The organism is Mycobacterium sp. IDUB_3 (genome assembly GCF_055419585.1).
On sequence record NZ_JBVAXZ010000001.1, the window covers coordinates 2,779,906 to 2,802,184 of the forward strand.

The 22,279-nt window shown below is 66.7% G+C and carries 25 protein-coding genes and 1 tRNA gene; 14 read left to right on the forward strand and 12 right to left on the reverse strand.

Annotated features, from left to right (window positions below; translation table 11 throughout):
- Positions 1–8: 8 nt before the first annotated feature.
- Positions 9–170 carry a DUF4177 domain-containing protein gene (locus ACZYVJ_RS12660; protein ID WP_007772224.1) on the reverse strand — a complete coding sequence of 54 codons (162 nt, stop codon included), beginning with the start codon at positions 168–170 and terminating at the stop codon, positions 9–11.
- Between the two features lie 35 nt (positions 171–205).
- Here ACZYVJ_RS12660 and bagA point away from each other — a divergent pair, with 35 nt between their 5' ends.
- Both bagA and bagB read left to right on the forward strand, forming a co-directional pair.
- Entirely contained in the window at positions 206–1,225 is a 1,020-nt protein-coding gene (gene bagA, locus ACZYVJ_RS12665; RefSeq protein ID WP_463831303.1) for an ATPase BagA, read from the forward strand.
- Positions 1,222–2,373, forward strand: a complete 1,152-nt coding sequence (bagB, locus tag ACZYVJ_RS12670; RefSeq protein ID WP_463831304.1) for an ATPase BagB — start codon at positions 1,222–1,224, stop codon at positions 2,371–2,373. Before bagA ends, bagB begins: the two co-directional genes overlap by 4 nt.
- 67 nt (positions 2,374–2,440) lie before the next feature.
- On the opposite strand, the gene ACZYVJ_RS12675 is transcribed toward bagB, so the two are convergent.
- A complete protein-coding gene (locus tag ACZYVJ_RS12675) occupies positions 2,441–2,791 on the reverse strand; it encodes a WhiB family transcriptional regulator (protein WP_463831305.1) in 351 nt (116 codons plus the stop codon).
- Between the two features lie 354 nt (positions 2,792–3,145).
- Between ACZYVJ_RS12675 and ponA2 the strand changes: the two genes are divergently transcribed.
- From ponA2 to ACZYVJ_RS12695, 4 genes are all read left to right on the forward strand, one after another.
- Positions 3,146–5,593: a transglycosylase/D,D-transpeptidase PonA2 gene (ponA2, locus tag ACZYVJ_RS12680; RefSeq protein WP_463831306.1), complete on the forward strand. Its 2,448-nt coding sequence runs from the start codon at positions 3,146–3,148 to the stop codon at positions 5,591–5,593.
- 111 nt (positions 5,594–5,704) lie between these two features.
- Entirely contained in the window at positions 5,705–6,664 is a 960-nt protein-coding gene (locus tag ACZYVJ_RS12685; RefSeq protein WP_463831307.1) for a metallophosphoesterase, read from the forward strand.
- A complete protein-coding gene (cds1, locus tag ACZYVJ_RS12690) occupies positions 6,661–7,767 on the forward strand; it encodes an L-cysteine desulfhydrase Cds1 (RefSeq protein ID WP_463831308.1) in 1,107 nt (368 codons plus the stop codon). The genes ACZYVJ_RS12685 and cds1 overlap by 4 nt, the downstream gene beginning before the upstream one ends.
- 61 nt (positions 7,768–7,828) lie before the next feature.
- Positions 7,829–7,902, forward strand: a tRNA-Pro gene (locus ACZYVJ_RS12695).
- Positions 7,903–7,981: 79 nt separating this feature from the next.
- Here ACZYVJ_RS12695 and ACZYVJ_RS12700 read toward each other — a convergent pair.
- The 3 genes from ACZYVJ_RS12700 to ACZYVJ_RS12710 are packed head-to-tail and all read right to left on the reverse strand — an operon-like array spanning position 7,982 to position 10,907.
- Positions 7,982–8,995, reverse strand: a complete 1,014-nt coding sequence (locus ACZYVJ_RS12700) for a hypothetical protein (RefSeq protein WP_463831309.1) — start codon at positions 8,993–8,995, stop codon at positions 7,982–7,984.
- A 15-nt stretch (positions 8,996–9,010) separates the two neighbouring features.
- Positions 9,011–10,327 carry a Dyp-type peroxidase gene (locus tag ACZYVJ_RS12705; RefSeq protein ID WP_463831310.1) on the reverse strand — a complete coding sequence of 439 codons (1,317 nt, stop codon included), beginning with the start codon at positions 10,325–10,327 and terminating at the stop codon, positions 9,011–9,013.
- Between the two features lie 19 nt (positions 10,328–10,346).
- The gene (locus ACZYVJ_RS12710; RefSeq protein WP_463831311.1) at positions 10,347–10,907 is read right to left on the reverse strand and encodes a hypothetical protein; all 561 of its coding nucleotides are present in this window, start codon (positions 10,905–10,907) and stop codon (positions 10,347–10,349) included.
- A 291-nt stretch (positions 10,908–11,198) separates the two neighbouring features.
- On the opposite strand from ACZYVJ_RS12710, the gene ACZYVJ_RS12715 reads away from it, so the two are divergent.
- Positions 11,199–11,888, forward strand: coding sequence for a GAF and ANTAR domain-containing protein (locus ACZYVJ_RS12715; protein WP_463831312.1), 690 nt, complete (start codon positions 11,199–11,201; stop codon positions 11,886–11,888).
- 43 nt (positions 11,889–11,931) lie between these two features.
- Here ACZYVJ_RS12715 and ACZYVJ_RS12720 read toward each other — a convergent pair whose 3' ends face one another.
- From ACZYVJ_RS12720 to ACZYVJ_RS12730, 3 genes are all read right to left on the reverse strand, one after another.
- Positions 11,932–12,579: a restriction endonuclease gene (locus ACZYVJ_RS12720; RefSeq protein WP_463831313.1), complete on the reverse strand. Its 648-nt coding sequence runs from the start codon at positions 12,577–12,579 to the stop codon at positions 11,932–11,934.
- 109 nt (positions 12,580–12,688) lie between these two features.
- Positions 12,689–12,991 carry a DUF4193 domain-containing protein gene (locus ACZYVJ_RS12725; protein WP_463831314.1) on the reverse strand — a complete coding sequence of 101 codons (303 nt, stop codon included), beginning with the start codon at positions 12,989–12,991 and terminating at the stop codon, positions 12,689–12,691.
- Positions 12,992–13,214: 223 nt separating this feature from the next.
- Entirely contained in the window at positions 13,215–13,532 is a 318-nt protein-coding gene (locus ACZYVJ_RS12730) for a hypothetical protein (protein ID WP_463831315.1), read from the reverse strand.
- A gap of 240 nt (positions 13,533–13,772) precedes the next feature.
- Here ACZYVJ_RS12730 and ACZYVJ_RS12735 point away from each other — a divergent pair, with 240 nt between their 5' ends.
- Complete coding sequence (locus ACZYVJ_RS12735; RefSeq protein ID WP_463832970.1) at positions 13,773–14,459, forward strand: HAD family hydrolase; 687 nt, start codon at positions 13,773–13,775, stop codon at positions 14,457–14,459.
- Positions 14,460–14,473: 14 nt separating this feature from the next.
- Here the strand turns inward: ACZYVJ_RS12735 and ACZYVJ_RS12740 are convergent, their stop codons facing one another.
- The gene (locus ACZYVJ_RS12740; protein ID WP_463831316.1) at positions 14,474–14,974 is read right to left on the reverse strand and encodes a DUF6328 family protein; all 501 of its coding nucleotides are present in this window, start codon (positions 14,972–14,974) and stop codon (positions 14,474–14,476) included.
- A 200-nt stretch (positions 14,975–15,174) separates the two neighbouring features.
- Positions 15,175–15,543, reverse strand: a complete 369-nt coding sequence (locus ACZYVJ_RS12745; protein WP_463831317.1) for an STAS domain-containing protein — start codon at positions 15,541–15,543, stop codon at positions 15,175–15,177.
- A gap of 160 nt (positions 15,544–15,703) precedes the next feature.
- Between ACZYVJ_RS12745 and ACZYVJ_RS12750 the strand changes: the two genes are divergently transcribed.
- From ACZYVJ_RS12750 to ACZYVJ_RS12775, 6 genes are all read left to right on the forward strand, one after another.
- On the forward strand, positions 15,704–16,606 hold the full coding sequence (locus tag ACZYVJ_RS12750; protein WP_065054536.1) for an STAS domain-containing protein: 903 nt from the start codon (positions 15,704–15,706) through the stop codon (positions 16,604–16,606).
- Between the two features lie 22 nt (positions 16,607–16,628).
- A complete protein-coding gene (locus ACZYVJ_RS12755) occupies positions 16,629–17,018 on the forward strand; it encodes an STAS domain-containing protein (RefSeq protein WP_112634042.1) in 390 nt (129 codons plus the stop codon).
- Positions 17,008–17,418: an ATP-binding protein gene (locus ACZYVJ_RS12760; RefSeq protein WP_463831318.1), complete on the forward strand. Its 411-nt coding sequence runs from the start codon at positions 17,008–17,010 to the stop codon at positions 17,416–17,418. Before ACZYVJ_RS12755 ends, ACZYVJ_RS12760 begins: the two co-directional genes overlap by 11 nt.
- Positions 17,419–17,464: 46 nt before the next feature.
- Complete coding sequence (locus ACZYVJ_RS12765; RefSeq protein WP_463831319.1) at positions 17,465–18,037, forward strand: SpoIIE family protein phosphatase; 573 nt, start codon at positions 17,465–17,467, stop codon at positions 18,035–18,037.
- Positions 18,034–20,250: a SpoIIE family protein phosphatase gene (locus tag ACZYVJ_RS12770; protein ID WP_463831320.1), complete on the forward strand. Its 2,217-nt coding sequence runs from the start codon at positions 18,034–18,036 to the stop codon at positions 20,248–20,250. The genes ACZYVJ_RS12765 and ACZYVJ_RS12770 overlap by 4 nt, the downstream gene beginning before the upstream one ends.
- Positions 20,251–20,320: 70 nt before the next feature.
- On the forward strand, positions 20,321–21,364 hold the full coding sequence (locus ACZYVJ_RS12775; protein WP_463831321.1) for an iron-containing redox enzyme family protein: 1,044 nt from the start codon (positions 20,321–20,323) through the stop codon (positions 21,362–21,364).
- Here ACZYVJ_RS12775 and ACZYVJ_RS12780 read toward each other — a convergent pair.
- Positions 21,291–21,545: a CDGSH iron-sulfur domain-containing protein gene (locus ACZYVJ_RS12780; protein ID WP_463831322.1), complete on the reverse strand. Its 255-nt coding sequence runs from the start codon at positions 21,543–21,545 to the stop codon at positions 21,291–21,293. The two genes, ACZYVJ_RS12775 and ACZYVJ_RS12780, sit on opposite strands and share 74 nt — an antisense overlap.
- On the reverse strand, positions 21,542–22,231 hold the full coding sequence (locus tag ACZYVJ_RS12785) for a HemK2/MTQ2 family protein methyltransferase (RefSeq protein ID WP_463832971.1): 690 nt from the start codon (positions 22,229–22,231) through the stop codon (positions 21,542–21,544). The genes ACZYVJ_RS12780 and ACZYVJ_RS12785 overlap by 4 nt, the downstream gene beginning before the upstream one ends.
- Positions 22,232–22,279 lie beyond the last annotated feature (48 nt).

A 22,279-nucleotide genomic window follows, 5' to 3' on the forward strand; every position in this document is an offset into this window, starting at 1 on the left:
CCGAGCCTTTACTTGGGGCGCTTCAGATACGCAACGTGCTGCTCGCCGGTCGGCCCTTGCAGCACCGACACCAACTCCCAGCCGTCGGCACCCCACTGGTCGAGGATCTGTTTGGTGGCATGCGTCAGCAGCGGAACCGTGACGTACTCCCATGCGGTCGGTTGGCTCATGCCGCGAGCTTATCGGGTCGGGCTAGCATGCGAAGGTGGCAACCACATCGGGCGGCGGAGCTGCCGTCGGCTGGCCTGCGCGCTTGACGAAGGCCCGTTTACATTTCGTGACCGGCAAGGGCGGCACGGGCAAGTCGACCGTCGCGGCCGCGCTGGCGCTGACCCTGGCCTCCGGGGGCCGCAAGGTTCTGCTCGTGGAAGTCGAGGGCCGCCAAGGGATTGCGCAACTCTTCGACGTCCCGCCGCTGCCGTATCAGGAGGTGAAGATCGCGACCGCCGAACGCGGCGGTCAGGTCAACGCCCTGGCGATCGACATCGAGGCCGCGTTCCTGGAATACCTCGACATGTTCTACAACCTGGGCATTGCGGGCCGCGCGATGCGCCGCATCGGCGCGATCGAGTTCGCGACGACGATCGCGCCGGGTCTGCGTGACGTGCTGTTGACCGGCAAGATCAAGGAGACGGTGATCCGGGTCGACAAGAGTCGGCTCCCGGTTTATGACGCGATCGTCGTCGACGCCCCGCCAACCGGACGGATCGCGCGCTTCCTGGATGTCACCAAGGCGGTGTCCGATTTGGCCAAGGGCGGACCGGTGCATTCGCAGGCCGACGGTGTGGTGAAGCTACTGCACTCCGATCAGACGGCCATTCACTTAGTCACCCTGCTGGAGGCGTTGCCGATCCAGGAGACGCTGGAAGCCATCGAGGAGCTAGCCGAGATGCGGCTGCCGATCGGCAGTGTGATCGTCAACCGCAACATCCCCTCCTACCTGCAGCCGGCCGATCTGGCGAAGGCCGCCGAGGGGGACGTCGACGCGGACTCGGTGCGGGCCGGATTGGAAAAGTCCGGAATCAGCTTGAACGACAAGGACTTCGCGGGCCTGCTGACGGAGACCATCGAGCATGCCACAGTCGTGGCTACGCGCGCCGAGATCGCGCAACAGCTCGATGCATTGAAGGTGGCGCGACTGGAATTGCCGGCCATTTCCGACGGGGTCGACCTCGGTAGCCTCTACGAGCTGTCGGAATCGCTTGCACAGCAGGGGGTTCGATGAGCGCCACGCCCAAACAGCTTGATATGGCCGCCATCCTGGCCGACACCACCAATCGTGTCGTGGTGTGCTGCGGCGCGGGCGGGGTGGGCAAGACCACCACCGCGGCCGCTATCGCGCTGCGCGCCGCCGAGTACGGCCGCAATGTCTGCGTTTTGACGATCGATCCGGCTAAGCGGCTGGCCCAGGCGCTGGGGGTCAGCGATCTCGGTAACACGCCGCAGCGCGTCCCGCTGGCGGCGGAGGTTCCCGGCGAGTTGCACGCGATGATGCTCGACATGCGACGCACCTTCGACGAGATGGTGATCCAGTACTCCGGACCCGGTCGGGCACAAGCGATTCTGGATAACCAGTTCTATCAGACGGTCGCCAGTTCACTCGCCGGCACGCAGGAGTACATGGCGATGGAGAAGCTGGGCCAGCTGCTGGCCGAGGATCGCTGGGACCTGGTGGTGGTCGACACCCCGCCGTCGCGCAACGCGCTGGACTTCCTGGACGCGCCGAAACGGCTGGGCAGCTTCATGGACAGCCGGCTGTGGCGGCTGCTGCTGGCGCCGGGCCGGGGCATCGGGCGGTTGGTCACCGGCGCAATGGGTTTGGCGATGAAGGCGATCTCGACCATCCTGGGTTCACAGATGCTCGGCGACGCCGCGGCGTTCGTGCAGTCGCTGGACGCCACCTTCGGCGGCTTCCGCGAGAAGGCCGATCGCACCTACGCGCTGCTGAAAAGGCGTGGGACGCAGTTCGTTGTGGTGTCGGCCGCCGAGCCGGACGCGCTGCGCGAGGCGGCCTTCTTCGTCGACAGGCTGTCGCAGGAAGGGATGCCGCTTGCCGGGCTGGTCCTCAACCGCACCCATCCGCCGTTGTGCTCCCTGCCGGCCGAGCGGGCGATCGACGGCAGCGAAATGCTGGACCACGACGCCGACTCCGAGGCGGCGTCGCTGGCCTCGGCGGTGCTGAAGATTCACGCCGACCGGGCGCAGACCGCCAAGCGAGAGATCAGATTGCTTTCCCGGTTCACCGGCGCCAATCCGCACGTGCCGGTCATCGGCGTTCCGTCGCTGCCGTTCGATGTCTCGGATCTGGAGGCGCTGCGCGCACTGGCCGATCAGATCACTTCGGTCGGTGACGGCCGGGCAGCGGCCCGCTGAATCACTCCCAACTTCCTCGCTCCGGTCTGCCGTAACAGAAACGTAATCACAAGCGGCCGGCGAAGGGTCAGCCGACGCTGCGGGTCCGCCTCTTGTCGAAGAAGTCCGCCCAGGACACCACCTCGGGGTGCTGCTTGAGCAGGGCGCGGCGCTGCCGCTCGGTCATGCCGCCCCAGACCCCGAACTCGACCTTGTTGTCCAGCGCGTCTGCACCGCACTCCTGCATCACCGGGCAATGCCTGCAGATCACTGCCGCCTTACGCTGGGCCGCACCGCGGACAAACAGCTGGTCGGGATCGGTAGTCCGGCATAACGCCTTCGAGACCCACGCGATCCGTTCTTCGGCATCGACGCTGTGGAGTACCCCTTGTGCGGCTGCAATGTTTGTCCTACGCGCCGCCGGCCGTATTGGTGACACGAACTGTTCCCTTTCCCTACCGGCCGCCCGTCACGGCCGCCCTCCTCGGGTGCAGATCCTGGGCTAGCGATCTACGCCACACTATGTACATCGGTGTTACCTGAATCTCACCGTGTGTCTAAGTTAGGTGGTCAGGTGGCAATTGCGCAACAGTCCGATAACGCTTTTTTTGGGACGAGCGTCCAGCCTCGTACCAAACGATAGGCGAAGAAGTGATCTTGCACACCCCCGTTGCCCTTCTGACCTGTGACGCAATTGCGAATTCGCGCCCGCCGCCCGCGGTCCTGAGTTGACGAAATTGTCGGGTGAATGCGCAGCGTGGCGGCGTGACTGGGGGCCGCTACTGTAGTACCCATGTCAGACCGCCCCCCGGCCGCGCTCACGATCCTCAAGCTTGCGGGGCTCTGTTTGTTGGCCAGCGTCGTCGCCACGGCACTCCTGTTCCCCTTCGCCGGCGGGATAGGACTGGTGTCCAATCGGGCCTCGGAAGTGGTCGCCAACGGCTCGGCTCAGCTTCTCGAGGGCGAGGTGCCGGCCGTCTCGACGATGGTCGACGCCAAGGGCAACACCATCGCGTGGCTGTATTCGCAGCGCCGGTTCGAGGTGCCCACCGACAAAATCGCCAACACGATGAAGCTGGCGATCGTCTCCATCGAGGACAAGCGGTTCGCCGACCACAACGGGGTGGACTGGAAAGGCACCCTGACCGGTCTGGCCGGCTATGCCCGCGGCGACGTAGACACCCGCGGCGGTTCGACCATCGAGCAGCAGTACATCAAGAACTACCAGCTGCTGGTGACGGCGAAAACCGACGCCGAGAAGCGCGCGGCCGTGGAGACCACCCCGGCCCGCAAGCTGCGCGAGATCCGCATGGCGCTGACGCTGGACAAGACCTTCACCAAGCCGGAGATCCTGACCCGGTACCTGAACCTGGTCTCGTTCGGCAACGGCTCGTTCGGCGTGCAGGACGCCGCCCAGACGTATTTCGGCATCAACGCGTCCGACCTGAACTGGCAGCAGGCGGCGCTGCTGGCGGGCATGGTGCAGTCGACCAGTGCGCTCAACCCCTACATCAACCCCGACGGCGCGCTGGCACGGCGAAACCTGGTGCTGGACACCATGATCGAGAACATCCCGCAGGAGGAGGAGGCACTGCGCGCCGCCAAGGCGGCGCCGCTGGGCATCCTGCCGCAGCCCAACGAGTTGCCCCGCGGTTGCATCGCGGCGGGCGACCGCGCGTTCTTCTGCGACTACGTCCAGGAGTACCTGTCCCGGGCCGGCATCAGCAAGGAACAGGTCGCCCGGGGCGGCTACCTGATTAAGACGACGCTGGACCCGGACGTGCAGATCCCGGTCAAGACGGCCATCGACAAGTTCGCCAGCCCGACGCTTCCGGGCATTTCGAGCGTGATGAGCGTGATCCAGCCCGGCAAGACGTCGCACAAGGTGATGGCCATGGCCAGCAACCGCACCTACGGGCTCGACGTCGACGCCGGCCAAACCATGCGCCCGCAGCCCTTCTCGCTGGTCGGCGACGGCGCGGGGTCCGTGTTCAAGATCTTCACCACGGCCGCGGCCCTGGACATGGGCATGGGCACCAACGCGACCCTCGAGGTGCCGGGCCGGTTCCAGGCCAAGGGCATGGGTAGCGGTGGTGCCAAGGGCTGCCCGAAGGACAACTGGTGCGTCGTCAACGCCGGCAACTACCGCGGGTCGATGAACGTCACCGACGCGTTGGCCACCTCACCCAACACGGCGTTCGCCAAGCTGATCCAGCAGGTCGGCGTGACGCGCACGGTGGACATGGCCATCAAACTCGGGCTGCGGTCCTACGCCGATCCGGGCACCGCCCGGGACTACAACCCCGACAGCAACGAGAGCCTGGCCGACTTCGTCAAACGGCAGAACATCGGCTCGTTCACGCTGGGCCCGATCGAGGTGAACGCGCTGGAGCTGTCCAACGTCGCGGCCACCCTCGCCTCGGGCGGCACCTGGTGCCCGCCCAACCCCATCGACAAGCTGGTCGACCGCAAGGGCAACGAGGTCGCGGTGACCACCGAGACCTGCGATCAGGTGGTGCCCGAGGGCCTGGCGAACACCATGGCCAACGCGATGAGCAAGGACGCGCTGGGCGGCGGCACGGCGGCCGGCTCGGCCAGCGCCGCGGGCTGGGACCTGCCGATGTCCGGTAAGACGGGCACCACCGAGGCCCACCGCTCGTCGGGCTTCGTCGGCTTCACCAACCACTACGCGGCGGCCAACTACATCTACGACGACTCCACCACCCCCACCGACCTGTGCTCCTCCCCGCTGCGCCACTGCGGCGAAGGCGACCTGTACGGCGGTAACGAGCCGGCGCGGACGTGGTTCACCGCGATGAAGCCGATCGCCACCAATTTCGGGCCGGTGCAGTTGCCGCCCACCGACCCTCGCTACGTCGACGGGGCACCGGGCTCCCGGGTGCCCAGCGTCGCCGGCCTGGATATCGACGCGGCGCGCCAGCGCATCAAGGAGGCGGGCTTCCAGGTCGCCGACCAGAACAACTTCGTCAACAGCAGCGCCAAACAGGGCGAGGTGGTCGGGACGACCCCCAACGGCGCAACGATTCCGGGGTCGATCATCACCATCCAGGTCAGCAACGGAATCCCGCCCGCCCCGCCGCCGCCACCGGAAGGCGCACCGCCGCCGGTCGGCTCGCAGGTCGTCGAGATTCCGGGTCTGCCGCCGATCACGATCCCGCTGCTGGCGCCACCGCCGCCGCCGCCACCCGGTCAGCCGCCACCCGGTCAGCCGCCCCCCTAGGCGTGACTGCCGTAGGCCTCCTCAGCCCCTTCGCGGGCTGCATCGTCGTACGGCTGGCGTCGTGACCCAAGAGATACGCTGCCAGTCCGCGACCGGCAGTAGGCTGCCAGCATGGCTGATGTTTTGCCCGTCCTGATACGTGCCGGCGTCGCCGCGCTCGGTTCGAGCGTCGCCGGCCTCGGCTATGCCGCGGTCATCGAGCGCAACGCGTTCGTCCTGCGCGAGATCACCATGCCCGTGCTGACCCCGGGCTCGACCCCGCTGCGGGTGCTGCATATCAGCGACCTCCACATGACGCCCGGCCAGCGCCGCAAACAGGCGTGGCTGCGCGAACTGGCGGGCTGGGAACCGGATTTGGTGGTCAACACCGGCGACAACCTGGCCCACCCCAAGGCGGTCCCGGCGGTCATCCAGGCCCTGGGCGACCTGCTGTCGCGGCCGGGAGTATTCGTGTTCGGCAGCAACGACTATTTCGGGCCGCGGCCGAAGAACCCGCTGAACTACGTGACCAACCCGTCGCACCGGGTTCGCGGTGAACCGCTGCCCTGGCAAGACCTGCGGGCTGCGTTCACCGAGCGCGGCTGGCTCGACCTCACCCACACCCGGCGCGAGTTCGAAGTGGCGGGTCTGCACATCGCCGCCGCGGGAGTGGACGATCCGCACATCGACCGCGACCGCTACGAAACCATCGCGGGCCCAGCCAGCCCGGCCGCGAATCTGCGGCTGGGACTGACCCATTCGCCCGAGCCCCGGGTGCTGGACCGCTATGCCGCCGACGGCTATCAGCTGGTGATGGCCGGACACACCCACGGCGGCCAGGTGTGCCTGCCGTTCTACGGCGCGCTCGTGACCAACTGCGGTCTGGACCGCTCGCGCGCGAAGGGACCGTCGCGCTGGGGCGCCAACATGCAGTTGCACGTCTCCGCCGGGATGGGCACCTCGCCGTTCGCGCCGGTGCGATTCTGCTGCCGGCCGGAGGCGACCCTGCTGACGTTGATTTCCACCCCGATGGGCGACCGCGACGCGGCCAGTGACCTGAGCCGTTCGCAGCCAACAGCATCGGTGCGTTGACCGACCAGACCCGGATCGCCGTGCGCAGCCGCTCACGCAGCTGGACAGACAACGCGATCCGGCTGATCCAGGCTGACGCCCGGCGCAGCGCCGACACCCACCTGCTGCGCTACCCGCTGCCCTCCGCATGGAGCGCGCGAGCCGACGTCGCGCTGTACCTCAAAGACGAGACAACGCATATCACCGGCAGCCTCAAGCACCGGCTGGCCCGATCGTTGTTCCTCTACGCACTGTGCAACGGCTGGATCGACGAGGGCACCACGGTGGTCGAGGCGTCGTCGGGTTCGACGGCGGTGTCGGAGGCTTATTTCGCGGCGCTGCTGGGCCTGCCGTTCGTCGCCGTGATGCCCGCGGCGACGAGCACGTCGAAGGTGGCGTTGATCGAATCCCACGGCGGCCGTTGCCATTTCGTGCAGAGCTCCAGCGAGGTCTATGCCGAGGCCGAGCGTGTCGCGCGGGAGAACGGCGGGCACTACCTGGACCAGTTCACCAACGCCGAGCGCGCCACCGACTGGCGGGGCAACAACAACATCGCCGAGTCGATCTTCGAGCAGATGCGCGAGGAGCGCTATCCCATCCCCGACTGGATCGTGGTCGGGGCGGGCACCGGCGGAACCAGCGCCACGATCGGCCGCTACATCCGCTACCGACGGCACGCCACCCGGCTATGCGTCGTCGACCCAGAGAACTCCGCGTTCTTTCCCGCCTACGCCGAGGGCCGCGACGACGTCGTGATGCCGACCTCGTCGCGCATCGAGGGCATCGGCCGGCCACGGGTGGAGCCGTCGTTTCTGCCCGGCGTGGTCGACCGGATGGTGGCCGTCCCGGACGCTGCGTCGATCGCGGCCGCCCGCCACGTCAGCGCCGTGCTGGGGCGCCGCGTCGGGCCGTCGACGGGCACCAACCTGTGGGGCGCATTCGGCCTGCTCGCCGAGATGGTCGCCGAGGCCCGCAGCGGTTCGGTGGTCACGCTGCTCGCCGACAGCGGCGACCGCTACCGCGACACCTATTTCAGCGACGAGTGGCTGGCGGCGCAGGGGCTGGACCCGGTGGGACCGGCCGAGGCGCTGGTCGAGTTCGAGCGATCGTGCTCCTGGAAGTGACCTGCCCCACCGCGGTTTGGCCTCCCGATAGCTCGGTGCGATAGGCTGTCGAAGCTTCAAGCGGGGTGTGGCGCAGCTTGGTAGCGCGCTTCGTTCGGGACGAAGAGGCCGTGGGTTCGAATCCCGCCACCCCGACTCAAAACTGGCAGCCGTTCGCGGCGACGCCGGGTGTGGGCCCGAAGCGTGATGGCGCCGGCCGCGAGCTCGGACACCATCACTTCATCGTCACCAAGTTGTGCCAGAAGTTTTTGAGGCTGTCCGTTCCGCCGAACAGCGTCGTGAAATTCGTGGAGTCGACGAGCACGATGTCACCGGCTCGTTCGGCGGCCGGCGGCATCCAGATCAACGCATTGAATTCGCTGTTACCCGCCGCGGTGAAGGGATGGGGCCGTTGCGGGTCCACGCGTTGCCTGCCGAGCACGCGCAACAGGTCGCTTTCGGCAGCGGTGAGTTCGTAGTGCGGCAGGTGCGGGTGAAAGTTCAGCGTCGTGACGTTCTTCAGCAGCCCCGGCGCGTCCAGATCGCGGAACATGGTGAGTGGCGCGATCTGGTCGGTCCCATCCACCAGAGCGGGACGCAACCCCCACGTGTTGTACACGGGAACATCGAGCGCCGTCATCAACGAGCGCGTGTAGGCGGTGAATCGCTGCTGTCGTGGCACCAGCGGGTCCCCGTGGTGCTGGTATTCGATCTCCCGCTGCGCTGGGTCCTCGGTAAAGCCGACGTCGTGGTGCGGCGCCAGCAGCAGGCAGGTGCCCTCGCGTTTCAGCCACTCCCGAAGGGCGGCGATCTCTTCGGCCCGGGCGTCCTCGTCGCCGACGAGATGGTCGAGCCCGAACACCATCAGGGTGTCGGTGTCGGCCAATATCCGTTCGTCGATCAGCTGCTGATAGCCGGCTTGGTCGATGCGCTGGAACACCGCGACCGGATGGCCGGTCGCGCCGCCGGCCAGTTCCTGGAAGTCCAACGTCGAGCGATGGAAGAGCTCCAAGGTGCCGGCGATCCCCTGCAGGAAGTTCGCCTCATCCCAGTCGGGTCCCTCGTAGCGGGGCCATGCCGCTCTGCGCACTTCGGTCATCGTCGAAAAGCGGTTGTCCAGCGTGGCGATGTCGCGCTGGGATTCCCACGGATAACTCCACGTCCAGTAGATACTGATGCGTCGTCCGCCCGTGCGCGGGCGAACGAGGTGGGTTTGGTTGTAGGTGCGTGCTGCGGGCAACGTGCTCATGGTGGTCCCTGGTCGTCAGTCGAGCGCCGCGAGGTATCGCATGGCGTTGATACCCGGAAGGAAGAAGTACGCCCCGCCGCTCAGCGTCGTGAACGCTGGAAGGCCCTTGAGAACTCGGCGGATCGGGCGCTTCGGTATCTTGAATTCCATTGTGCCGTCTTGTCTTCCGCAGATAGGGTCGTGCTCGTTGCCGAGCTCGTGGAACGTGCGGTCGTTGATCCAGACGTTCTGCGCGAATTCGAACTGGCGGATCAGGCTGGCGCAGATGATGAATGCGGCAATGCCACGGTCCGCTCCGTCATCAGGTGCGCCGTCGGGAAGCGCCGGTCCATAGGTGGCCCCACGGCGAATCATCCTTCGCCGGTTCATGTTATGCGCGGTGTCTCGCGGGTTGAGCCGCCGAGCGTGGGCGCCCAGGGGACATGCGTAGCCGAGCGGGTCCATCTCCTTGTAGTTGAAGTCGTTGTTGCGCATCGGGTCCTCGCCCAGCTCGGGATCGTCCTTATCCGGCGCGAGAACCAATGGAGCACCGCTGCGCCACCGGCCCATGAACTTCGCCGCCAACAACTCCTCGTCGTCGGGCGTGCGGGCATGCGAACGGAGGTAGTCGCGGAACAACGCGACGTGCTCTTGCAGTCGCCGGTATGCCGCGTAGGTGCCGTTCCGCGAAAGCACGTCCGGCTGGGGTGAGTTTGGCACCGGGCCGACCTCGTCGGGATAACCGAGGATGAATTCGCCGGGTTTCAATGGCGCGCCCGAGCCGGGCGTGGGCTGCTCGCCCGAGCCCTCTATCACCGGCTGCGACAACCGATCCCGGAAGCCGAAGTGGTCGTGGGCGTAGTCGAACGGGGGTGTCGCGTTCAGATCCAGATATGACAACCGGCGCACGCCGTCGCATCTCTGGACCAGGTCGTCGTGGGCCCGGGTGGTGCGGGCGTGCTCCGCATCGTCTCGCGCGAACAGAATCGCAATCGCGTGCAGGTCGTCGCTGGCCAATCCTCCGATCCAGTTGTCGGGGTGGTTTCGTCCGGTGTCGCCGAGGATGTCGGCCCGGGCGGCCATGCCCTGCCGAAACTCCTCCGGAAAGGTCGCCAGGGCGTCCTCGGGCACACCGAGCGCCCGAAGCCCGTTCCAGGTGAAACCCAGCGTGACCCAGCGCTTGGTGTGGTCCATGGTGTCTCGCACCGAAGCGGCGGACTCCACTACATCCACCAGTTCGGACAGCCAGGCGCGGGCGCCCACCGGATTCGCGAACGAGAGGAACTCGTAACGTCCCGTCAGGGCCGGCGTACGGGTCAGCAGGATGTGCTGAATGTCGTCAAGCTCAAGCATCTGCACGCTCCGGTGGGCGTCACTGCATCTGATCCAGCATGGTGCCGAAGGCGGCTTTCAGCCGCAACGCCTTCTTGATCTCGTCGGCCGTGACGAAGGGGTACTCCCCGTATTCGAGAAAGCTCGGGCAGTGGTGCTCGCGAACGAACTTGACGAAGGCGTCCGGGTTCTCTCGCCAGTCTTCGGGGAAGCCCTCGAGGTTGGTGAAGACGGTGGTGATCCCGGTCTGGCTGAACAGATGGACCGCGTCCTCGGTGTATTTGTCGAAGTCTGTGTCGAAGATGCCCTGGTACTGGAAGTGCAGCCCCGACCCGATGTCGAAGAGCTGCCAACGCAGGTAGTGCAGCCGCAGCGGTGCCAGCACTTCCGGGTTCGCCTTGACGGCATCTTCGATTTGTTTGCCATAGGCGCGAACGGCTTCTTCGCGGCCTTCCTTGACCTTGGCGATGATGGAAAAGCCGTAACAAGCCGGGGTGCGCGGATACAACGGCCCGTACCGGCCGCGTTCGAGCTCGAAGTAGCCTTCCTTGGGCAGGGCCAGGGCCGCGGGTTTGCTCCACTCGTCGTCGGGTGCCACCATCGTCGCTCCAAAGTCAGCCGGTGCGCCGGACGCTACCACCTGCCTTCGCCCGCGCAACCCGGATTGACGCAGGCGGTCACCCGGACAGCCGGGCATACGTTGGCCAGCCCGGTGTCGGGCGCAATCACCCAAAACCGGGCCGATATAGTGGATCTCACGTAATGCTAAGCAGACAGCATTGACATTCGTCGCCGTAATAACTAACAAGTGATCGCCTCGCGAGGCCGCAGGCTGCAGAAAACGGCGCGCGGAATTGCCTGTAACCGGTCTCATCCCCAAAGGCGACACTCAGTGACCAATATCGACGATCTCACCCTGCTCACCGACGTTCTGCGGGCCATCTATTCGGCGGACGCCAGCGACTTCCCCCAGGTGCTGGACGACCTGACCAGGGCGGCGACGCGCTGGGTGCCGGGAGCTCAGGAAGCGGGGATCACCGTCACCAGCCGGCAGAACGAGGTCAGCACCCCGTCGGTGACCCACGACTGCGCCCGCTTGCTCGACGAGTTCCAGCAGCGCCACCTGGAAGGACCCTGCGTTCACGCCGCGTGGACCCGGAAGGTCGTGGTCATCGACGACCTGGAAACCGACGCGCGCTGGCCGAAGTACCAGGCCGACGCGCTCGCGCATACGCCGATTCGCAGCGTCCTGTCGCTGCCCATGTTCGCCGACGAACTGAGCATGGGGGCGCTGAACTTCTACGCCGAACACCCGCACGCCTTCTCCGAAGACTCCCGTCGAATTGCCGCCATCTTCGCGACGCTGGGCGCCCTGGCATGGAGCAACGTCGTGCGCACCCAACAGTTCAAGGAAGCGCTGAGCACCCGCGACACGATCGGTCAGGCCAAAGGCATCCTCATCGAACGCTATGACCTCGACGACAAGACCGCCTTCAACACCCTGATCAAACTGTCGCAGAGCATGAACACCCCGCTGCGAGAAATCGCGCGCCGGGTGATCGAGGATGCAACCGGGCGGTGACGGCACCGGGGCGGGCTGAAATGCTGTGGCCCAGAGCATCTCGCTAGGCGTCCCACTCCGGTTCCAGCCGCGCCGGCCTCGCGTGCGGCGCGGCCGTCGGTGTGCGCGGTGCACGCCGCAGGGGAATGGTCGCGATTCGCGTCCAGCTCTGCAACTGGGTGCGCCCGACCAACCGGCAATGGTGGGTGGTGGCCAGTTGGCGGGCTGCCTTGGTGAAGGTCTGGTTGGTCACGACGACCGTCCGGCTACAGCCGTGGTGCGCCGCCCCGGCCACCACCTGCTGGACCGCGGCCACGCCGACGGCCTTCGCCAGCCTCTTGCACTGGACCGCCATGCGGGCGCCGTCTTTCTTCGCGATCAGATCCACGCCGTAGTCACCGGTGCTGGCGGTCGGGGTGACGCTGTAGCCCGCGACGCGAAGCTGCGCCGCAACGAATTCCTCGAACTCGGTGCCCGACATCCGGTCGATCGCCCGCAGCCCGGATTTCGTCAATCTGACATCGCGGCGCCGGTGCGCGTCGGCCTGGTGGCGGTCCCGCTGTATCGACAACCACCACAAGATCGCCACGGCGCCGGCGAGCCCACAGAGTCCGGCGAGGCATCCCGCCGGGAGGCTGCCGGTCGCCTTCTGCGTGAAATACCAAGGGAGCGCTAAGCCCAGCAGGAGGAGCGACCCTAGTACCTTCTCCATTTGTCCGATGAACCTAGTGGATGCCACTGACAATCCAGCGCAATCCAGCGCAGGTTCATGGCGCGCGGGGCGGCTCGCCCGGTCCGAGGGGCGTTCCGCCGAAGCGGCGTCAGGCGCAGTCGGCGCACACTGGGAGCCCGGAGCTGGAGGCGCGCATCCGGCTGCGGTGTTGCACCAAAAAGCAGCTCGAGCAGGTGAACTCGTCGGCCCGTTGGGGAATCACCGTCACCGACAACTCTTCCCCGGACAGGTCGGCGCCGGGTAGTTCGAAGAAGTGCACATCGTTGGGGTCCTCGTCGACCACGGTGGTGGCAGCCCCTTGCAGGGTGGGCGCCAGTTCGCGTAGGGGGGACTTGTCCTGGGTGTCGGCGTCGGATACACGGCGTGCGTCGTAGTCAGTGGTGGTCGCCATGGGTGTTCCTTCCTGCTATGGAACGGGTTGACGCACTTTCCTGTACTCACCCGTGGCGCAGGCTGTACCCCGTTCGGGGGTGTGCTACACCAATGCGACCGAAAAAGTGCCGGATTCACCGGCTCATCGCGAGGATCAGGCGTGTGCCACCGGCACCTGTGCGCTGCCGAGGTGTGTCAGGCCGGCCACAGCCCGCCGCATGGCGGGCTGTGGCCGGGAGAGCTCAGCTGCTGGGCGGTGGCGCAGGCTGGTCGGAATGCGCGGCGTGCCAGCGCAGTTCGGCGTCGCGGACTTTGCGGTGGGCGCGCAGCAGCCAGGCCGCGCTGAGCGCACCCAGTATGACGGCAACGATCAGGGCGACGGCGCCGCTCACCAGATGCCCGGCCGCCACGGCGAACAGGCCGACGGTCAGGGCGATTACCGCGAGGGCCGAACCGGTGAGGCCTGGGGCGTTGGCGCCGTCGTTGAGGGCTCCGCCGGCGTGCTGACGAGTGGTACGGACATGGTCAACCGGGGCGTTCTTGCGATAATCCAATGTCATCCCTTGTCGAGAACTATTGTGTACCAGCGTTATTCGCACTACATACCGTTGTGGCCGGCTCCGCCGACAGGCGCAACGGAACCGCCCCGATGTCGCGGAACACTATCCAGGCGTACCCCTCGGCCCGGGGCCCAAACGAAAGACCGGCCGTGTCAGCCGTGCCCGGCCTGGGTATGCCGGGCACATGACTTCACGACCGCACGCGGGCATGCTGCCCGAGACCGACGCCGGGAGCCGGCCCTGACAGCGCGCGGCGGTACCCCCGCCGTCCTCTTCGACGTCGACGGAACCCTGGTGGATTCCAACTACCTGCACGTCCATGCCTGGCAGCGGGCGTTCGACACCGAAGGCATGGTGGTGCCGTCCTGGCAAATCCATCGCTGCATCGGCATGGACGGATCCCGGCTGGTACGGAAGCTCTCCGATGACGCACCGGCCGACGTGCAGGAGCGCCTCAGCGACAAGCACAGCGAGTACTACCGCGAGATCACGCCGCTGCTGCAACCTTTGCCCGGGGCCCGCGACCTGCTGCGCCGCGTCGCCGCGCTGGGGTTACAGGTCGTTCTGGCCAGCTCGGCGCCCGAAGACGAACTCGAGATCCTGCGCAAGGTGCTCGATTGCGACGATGTCATTTCCGAGACCACGTCGTCGCGCGACGTCGACACGGCCAAGCCCGAACCCGGCATCGTGCGGGTGGCCCTGGACCGCGCCGGCGTGGATGCCGAACAGGCGGTGTTCGTCGGGGACGCCGTATGGGACGCGCACGCCGCGGCCGGCGCGGGATTGCCGTGCATCGGCGTGCTGAGCGGCGGCATCGCCCGCGCGGAGCTGCAGGAGGCGGGGGCCGAACCCGTCTTCGCGGATCCACGCGACCTGCTCGAACACCTGGATTCCACCCGCATCGCGGCGCTCGCGCCCGGCCGCTGACCGAAGGGTTCGCCTCACTCGCCGTGCGTCCGCAGCATCAGCGGCAGTACCCACCAGAAGAAGGTGAACAGCGGCAGCGCACACGCTCCGGCTATCAGGCCCACGGTTCGCCCGGCCACCGCGGCGAAGATGATCGTGGTCAGGCCGATCACCGCCAGACCGAGCAAGGTCAGCCCGGCGTAGGCACAGCGGTGCGCGGCCGACACGAGGACTTGGAGCCGGTGACGCCGGAAAAGCATCCGGTGCATGGCGACCGGGGCGATCAGTAAGACGCTCGCGCACACCGCGCACACCACGGTGGCCAGATAGACCACACGCATCGGCGGCCCCAACACGTCGAAGCGCTGCTGGAACGGCAGGGTCAGCAGGAAGCCGGTCAGCAGCTGCACCCCGGTCTGGACCACGCGCAGCTCCTGCAGCAGGCTGTTCCAATTTCGGTCCAGCCGTTGAACTTCGGTTTCGCCCCGCTCACGGTGATCCCACCGCTGATCGGATTGCGGATCGTCGACGTCCATAGCCCTGATCATCGCACCTGGGCCGGGTGCGAAGAGCGCTTCCGGGCCCGCGGCGGCCTCGGGAAAACTCGGAATAAGTCCCGAAATCGACGCGATGCGAGTTCGGACCCGCCGCATCTGCGCCAAAGATGTTGTTGGGCAGCGATGGATATGGCGGGGCGGGCGTGCGACGCGGACCCGGGCGCCGCCGGGGTGGATCGTTAGCCGTTGAGCTTGCCGTCCCGCACCCCGGTCAACGCGTCGTTGAGCGTCGGGTACAGCGGGAAGGTTTTGTCCAGGCCGGTGAGATGGATCGGCCTGCGGGTGGCCGGGCCGCGTGCGACCACACCGAACCCGGTCTCCCGGCCCAGCTTCTCGTAGGTCGCCGCCAGGATCTTCAGGCCGACCGAGCCGAGAAATTCCACCGCGGAGAGATCGATGATCAGCGCCGTGGGGCTGTCCGCGACGACGGCGGTGATGGCTTGTTCCAGGGCAGGAGCCGTTACCAAATCGATTTCGCCGCTGACACTGACCACGGATACGCCGTCGTGGTCCTCAACCAACGTGGTAATCGAATCAGGAGCTGACAATGGCAATCCTTTGTCCTGGGCCGTGGCGTGGTTCAACCCTAGCCTGCGTTACCGAACTGCGAGAAGAATATGCCCTCTACACGTGCCCGGCGACAACCCACGCTAGTCTCGCAAAAGGAACTGCAGACCGCAGGGCGCGACGTGGCACTCGGGAGGCCAGATGTCAGATTCGCCGTCGGATTTCAACAGTACCGGCACCGCTGCACAGACGGTCGGCATCTCCAGTGAGGGTCTCCTTCCCCAGCTAGTTCAGCATCTGCGGCAGAATCGAACCGTCCTGCGGGAGGAATGGGCCCGCCGGATTACCGAGGCCGAGCTGCTCACCGCGATGACGCCCGAGGAGCTCTTCTCCGAGGCGACGGCCGTCTATGACAACTACGTCGAAGTGCTCGAGACCGGTAGCGTCGAGGCGCTGCAGGCCTACGCGCGTGACCTGTCCGAACGCATCATTCCGCGGGGCGTGGAGACCGACGAGGTGCTCGGCATCGTCCTGCTGCTGCGTGACGTGCTCGCCCGCTCGCTGTTCGAGAAGTATCAGACCGAGTTCGAGATGCTCAACCGCGTCCTCGACGCCTACGAGCCCGCGGCCAACCGCATCGCCAACACCGTGGGCGTCAGCTTCGTGCAGGAACGCGAGCGCATCATCCGTCAGCAGCAGGAGGCCATCCGCGAGCTGTCGACGCCGGTGCTCCAGGTGCGTGAACAGCTGCTGATCCTGCCGATCATCGGCGTGCTGGACAGCCAGCGCGCCCGCCAGGTCACCGAACAGCTGCTGCGGGCCATCCGCGCGAACCGCGCCAAAGTGGTGGTCATCGACATCACCGGTGTGCCGACCATCGACTCGACGGTGGCCAACCACCTGGTGCAGACGGTCGACGCGTCCGGCCTGATGGGCGCCAGCGTGATCATCACCGGCCTGTCCTCCGAGATCGCGCTGACGCTGGTGACGATCGGCCTGGACCTGTCGAAGATGAACGCCGTCGGTGACCTGCAGGGCGGCATCGAGGAAGCCGAACGCCTGCTGGGCTATGAGGTGACCCGCACGGGCGAGCAGACCGGATAACCACCATCGACACGAGCACCCCATGCCAGTACCGATCCTGAAACAGGGCTCGATCCTCATCGCGTCGGTACAGGCTGCGCTCACCGACTCCGACGCCGAGCGCCTCCGCTACGACCTGATGGAGCGGGTCAGCCAGTTCCGCGCGCAGGGCATCATCGTCGACGTCACCGCCATCGACGTGATGGATTCGTTCGCCGCCCGGTCGCTGCGGACGATCGCGCACATGACGCGGCTGCGCGGCGCGGACACCGTGATCGTCGGATTGCAGCCCGAGGTTGCCTTCGCGATGGTCCAGCTTGGTCTGGCGTTCGATGACATGAACACCGCACTGGATCTTGAAGAAGGCCTCGCGCTGCTGAATCGCCAAGGCGGAGTGGGGAAGTCAACGATCGGGCTCGACGGTGGCGGCTGATATCGTCGTCGCCATAGATCATCCCGACGACATCGTCGAAGCCCGCAAAGCCGGACACGTGCTCGCCCTTGATTTGGGATTCTCCCTGACCGATGTCACCATGATCGCCACGGCGATCTCCGAGATCGCCCGAAATATCACCAGCTACGCCGGCCGCGGCGCCGTCCGGGTCGCCATCGCCGACCGGGAGGGACGCAAGGCCCTGGTGGTGCGCGCCGAGGACCAGGGCCCCGGCATCGCCGACGTCGAACGCGCGATGGAAGACGGCTACACGACCGGACGCGGGCTGGGCCTGGGTTTGCCAGGCGCACGCCGCCTGATGGACCGGTTGGTCGTCGAGTCCACCCTGGGGCAGGGAACCGTCATCGAAATGTGGAAATGGGTTCCCCCTCGTGCATAAGAGCGGCCGCTTCGGACCTATCGAATGGGCAAGGGCGGGGCGGCCTTTGCCCAGCGAATACACCTCTGGTGACCGGGGTATCGCAGTCGATCTCGGCGGTGAGGCCGCGTTGTTCGGGGTGGTCGACGGCCTCGGCCATGGGCCGGCCGCCGCGGAGGCCGCGCTGCGTGCCGTCGACGTGGTCACGCACTCGAGCTCCGAGCGCGTTGAGGTGCTGATCCAGCTCTGCCACCGTGTGTTGGCCGGCACCCGCGGGGTCGCAATGACGTTGGCGCGGGTGGATTTTGCCGCCAACACGCTCGCCTGGACCGGCGTCGGCAATGTCACCGCCGACCTGGTGGCCAAGGCGCCGACCGGTATCCAGATTCGGTCCAGCGCACGGCTGAGCGGAGGCATCGTCGGCTATCGAATTCCGGAAATCAGGCCGGCGCAAGTGGTTTCGATACGCCCCGGCGATTTGCTGGTGATGAGCACCGACGGAATTGCCGAAGACTACCTGGACCACGTCGACTTCTCGGCCACCGCTGTCGCTATCGCAGAGGGGCTCCTCGGCAAGGACGCGAAAGAGACCGACGATGCGATGGTGCTGGCGGCGCGTCACAGGGGAGTATCGATTTGAGCGGCCACAACGACTTTCACGAGCAGTACGAGGCCGCGCTACGCGCCTATCTGGACTCACATGACGAGGCCAGCCTGTCGATCGGCAACGAGCTCGGGCGCAAGGCCCTGCGGGAACAGATCAGCCTGCTAGACATCGTCGAGCAGCATGTCCGGCTGGTTTTCGAAATCTCGCAAGACGTGCGCATCGATGCGCCGATCGCGCTCGAGTTCCTGCTGCAGCTGCTGGTTCCGCTTGACGTCGCGACGCGCGGCTTCATCGACGGCAACAGGCGCTACGCCGAACAGCGGGCCCGCGCGGAGGGGCTGGCCGACCGCGACAAATTCCGCACCGCACTGGTGAATTCGCTGCAGGAAGGCTTCTTCGTGGCGGATCACGAGGGGTCCGTGGTCGAGATGAACAATGCCTTCATCGAGATCCTCGGATTTCCCAACGAGGGCCTGCCGTACAAGTGGCCGCACCCCTGGCTGGTCGACACGAAGACGGCGGGCGAACAGATATCAATGGTGCTGAACCACGGCCAGGCCGACTACGAAACACCGATCCGCCATGCCGACGGCCACCTGGCGTGGGTGAAGGTAAGCATCAACGCGGTCAAGGAATCCGGCAGCGATCGAGACGCCTACGTCGGTACGATCCGCGACGTCACCGCCGAGCGCGCCTTCGCGGCCCGGGAAAGTGCGGTGTTGCGGCTGGCCACTGCCGTGGCGGTGGCCAAGAGCGTGGACGAGCTGCTCTCGATCACGCTCGACGAGTGCAGCGCGGCGATCGATGTACAACGGGTGATCGCGGTCTCGTGGCCCAACGGCGACAGCGATCCGACGGTGCAGGTGGCGGGCGAGCCCTCGGCCTCGTCATGGCGCAAGCTGGACCCGTGGTTGCGCAACACCTTTCAAGACGCGCGTCACCAACTGCCACTGACGGCGAAAACCATTGAAGCACCTGACAATCCGGGTAAGGCGCAGGGACTGGTCGCGGTGCTCTCCGGTACCGGAGACCTGGCGTTGTGGCTGGAGCTGCGCACCCCTCGGTGGGTCAGCGGGGAAGATCGGCTGCTGGTCACCGTGCTCATCGGCCACCTGAGTCTGGCCATGCAGCACGTGCGCCAGTTCGAGAGCGCGCGTGAGACGTCGCTGACGTTGCAGCGGGCCATGCTCCCGCCGGTTCAGCCACCGCCGGGCTTCGCCGTTCGCTATGAACCCGCAGTGCCGCCGTTGGAGATCGGCGGTGACTGGTATGACGTGCTGCCGATCGGTGAGCACCACATCGGCATCGTCGTCGGAGACTGCGTGGGGCGCGGCCTGCCGGCGGCCGCGATCATGGGTCAGCTGCGTAGTTCCGCGCGGGCGCTGCTGATCAACGGCGCCGAGCCCGCCGTGCTGCTCGACCAGCTGGACTCGGCGACCTCACTCATCCCGAACGCGTACTGCACGACCGTGTTTCTGGCGATCCTGGACACCGAGACCGGGGTGCTGCAGTACAGCAACGCCGGCCACATGCCGGCCGTGCTGGCCGGCCCGGAGCCCGACACGACGATGTTGTTGACCGATGCCGCATCGGTGCCACTGGCGGTCCGCCGCACCGAGCCGCGCCCGCAGACCACCCAGGTGCTGCCGCCCGGCTCTACGCTGATGCTGTTCACGGACGGGCTCGTCGAACGCAAGCATGAGTCCATTGACGACGGAATCGCCCGTGCGGCAGACGTTCTGGCGCAGACCATGACGTCGCCACTGGACACCGTCGCCGATGAGGTGCTGCGTAAGCTCGCTCCGGCAGCGGGATATGACGACGACGTCGCGATGGTGATCTATCGACACCTGCACACGCCCCTGCGGATCGAAACCGGTGCCACCGCGGACCAATTGGTCCTCATCCGGCATCGGCTGGCGGACTGGTTGCACGCCGGCGGCGTGCCGGAGGACCGGGCCGCCGATATCGTGCTGGTCATCAACGAGGCGTGCACCAACTGCGTCGAGCACGCTTACCGTGGATTCGCCGCCGGAACCATGCTGCTCGAGGTCGATATCGCCGACGGCGAAGTGCGCACCCGGATCACCGATTACGGTTCGTGGAAAACGCCTGCCATCCCCCCGGGCCACGGCGGACGCGGCCTGCCGCTGATGGAGGTGCTCAGCGACTCGATGGAGCTCGACAAAACGGCCAGCGGCACCACCGCGGACATCGCCTTCCGACTGCCCACAGCGGGCGCCTGAGGCGCGTTGGCGGCCGTTTCCGTCTGGCCGCCTGCCGTTTGCCCACCCCGCGCAGCGGGTAGACATCGGCGTGACCCACGCATCGACCCTGACCGAACCCGTCCTGCCTGCGGCGCACGGGCCGTTGTCAACAGCCGTACGGTGCGCGCTGGCCGGTCCACCGTCGGTCGATCACCACCTGACCCGCATCGGCGCCTCCGTGCGCGATTCCGACCCGTACGGCCTTGATCTGCAACTGGCCCTGTCGATGTGCTACGAGCTGCACTACCGCGGTCTGGCCGGCGTCGATCCGGCCTGGGAATGGAATCCAGCGTTGCTGGGGTTGCGCGCGGAACTGGAACGGGTGTTCCTGGCCGGCGTGCACCGGGACGTCGGGCACATCGATCCCGATCAGACGGCGGCGGCCGAGATGGAAGCGCTCACGGTGGAACCGGTCGACGGCACCGGCCCGTCGTACTACCTGCGCGACACCGGAACGTGGCAGCAGATGCGCGAATACTTCGTACACCGCTCCCTGTACCACCTCAAAGAGGGCGATCCGCACGCCTTCGCCATCCCGCGCCTGACGGGCGTGGCCAAAGCGGCATTTGTGGCAATCGAATTCGACGAATACGGCGCCGGACGGGGTCCGCGGCTGCACCAGCAGCTGTTCGCCGATCTGCTGACCGCGGCCGGTCTGGACGCGACGTATTGGGGCTACGTCGACACGGTGCCCGCCGAGTCCCTCGCTGTGGTCAACCTCATGTCGCTGTTCGGTCTGCACCGCTCGTTGCGCGGCGCGGCGATCGGACACTTCGCCTCCACCGAGATCACCTCACCGCCGGGATCGCAGCGCATGGTGAAGGCCTTGCGGCGCCTGCAGGCACCGGCGGACTGCATCGAGTTCTACAGCGAGCACGTCGAGGCCGATGCCGTGCACGAACACGTCGTGCGCAACGAGGTGGTGGGTGATCTGATCGCCCAGGACCCGCGGCTCGAGCACGACGTCATTTTCGGCATCCGGGCCCACGCCGCCGTCGAAGACCGCTTGGCGGAACGGATTATGACGTCGTGGGGGCAGAATCAGACGTCGCTGCGGAGGCCGCTGGAGCAGACGGGCCTGCCGACGTCTTGATGCGTCGGCACCGGCGATGGCTGGTGTCGCACAGCGGGTAGCGGTCGCTGCGGCGGCAGGTGCAGATGGCCACCATGAAGCGGTCGGACTCGACGACCTCGCCGCCGGGCATCTCGATCCGCACCGGGCCCGACACCAGCACGGGCCCGTTGGGCACCACCTGCACCCTGGTGGTGGTCATCGCTTCTCCGCGCGGATCACGATCAGCTCCTCCTCGCGCCGCCCGCGCGGGATCAGGCCGACCTCCTCCAGCCACTCTGCCCGGGAAGACATCACCGGACCGAACGGTATCCATTTCGAGGCAATCACTTTCGCATCCATGCCGGCCCACTTCAGCGAATCCAGCGACTGCTGGACACCGGCGAGCGCGGAATGCACCAGCAGCAGGGATCCGCCGTCGCGCAGGAGCTTTGGCGCCGATTCGCACAGCGGGTCGAGGATCATCCGTCCGTCCACACCGGCGTTCCACGCCCAGGACGGCCCCGCGGTCGGGCAGATCTCGTCCATCTCCGCACCGGGCGGCGTGGGCACGTAAGGCGGGTTCGACACGACCACGTCGAACGGCGCGCATTCCACCGCCGCGATCCACGATCCTTCGCGCACGTCGACCTCGACTCCGGCCACCGCCGCGTTTTCCCGGGCGCACCGCACCGCCTGCGGGCAGATGTCGAAAGCCGTCGCGCCGGCGCATCCCATCGCGGCGGCCGCAATCGCGACAAAACCGCTGCCGGTGCAGAGATCGAGGACCCGCCGCCCCGGGATCAGGCCGGTGTCATGCATCACATCCACCAGCAATCGGGAGTCCTCTTGCGGCCGATACACGCTCGGAACGGTCGAGACAGCGGGCTCGGGATACGTGGTTGTCACTGCTGGCCTTTCGAGAACCCTACAAGGATTGCCGCTCATCACGGCTTG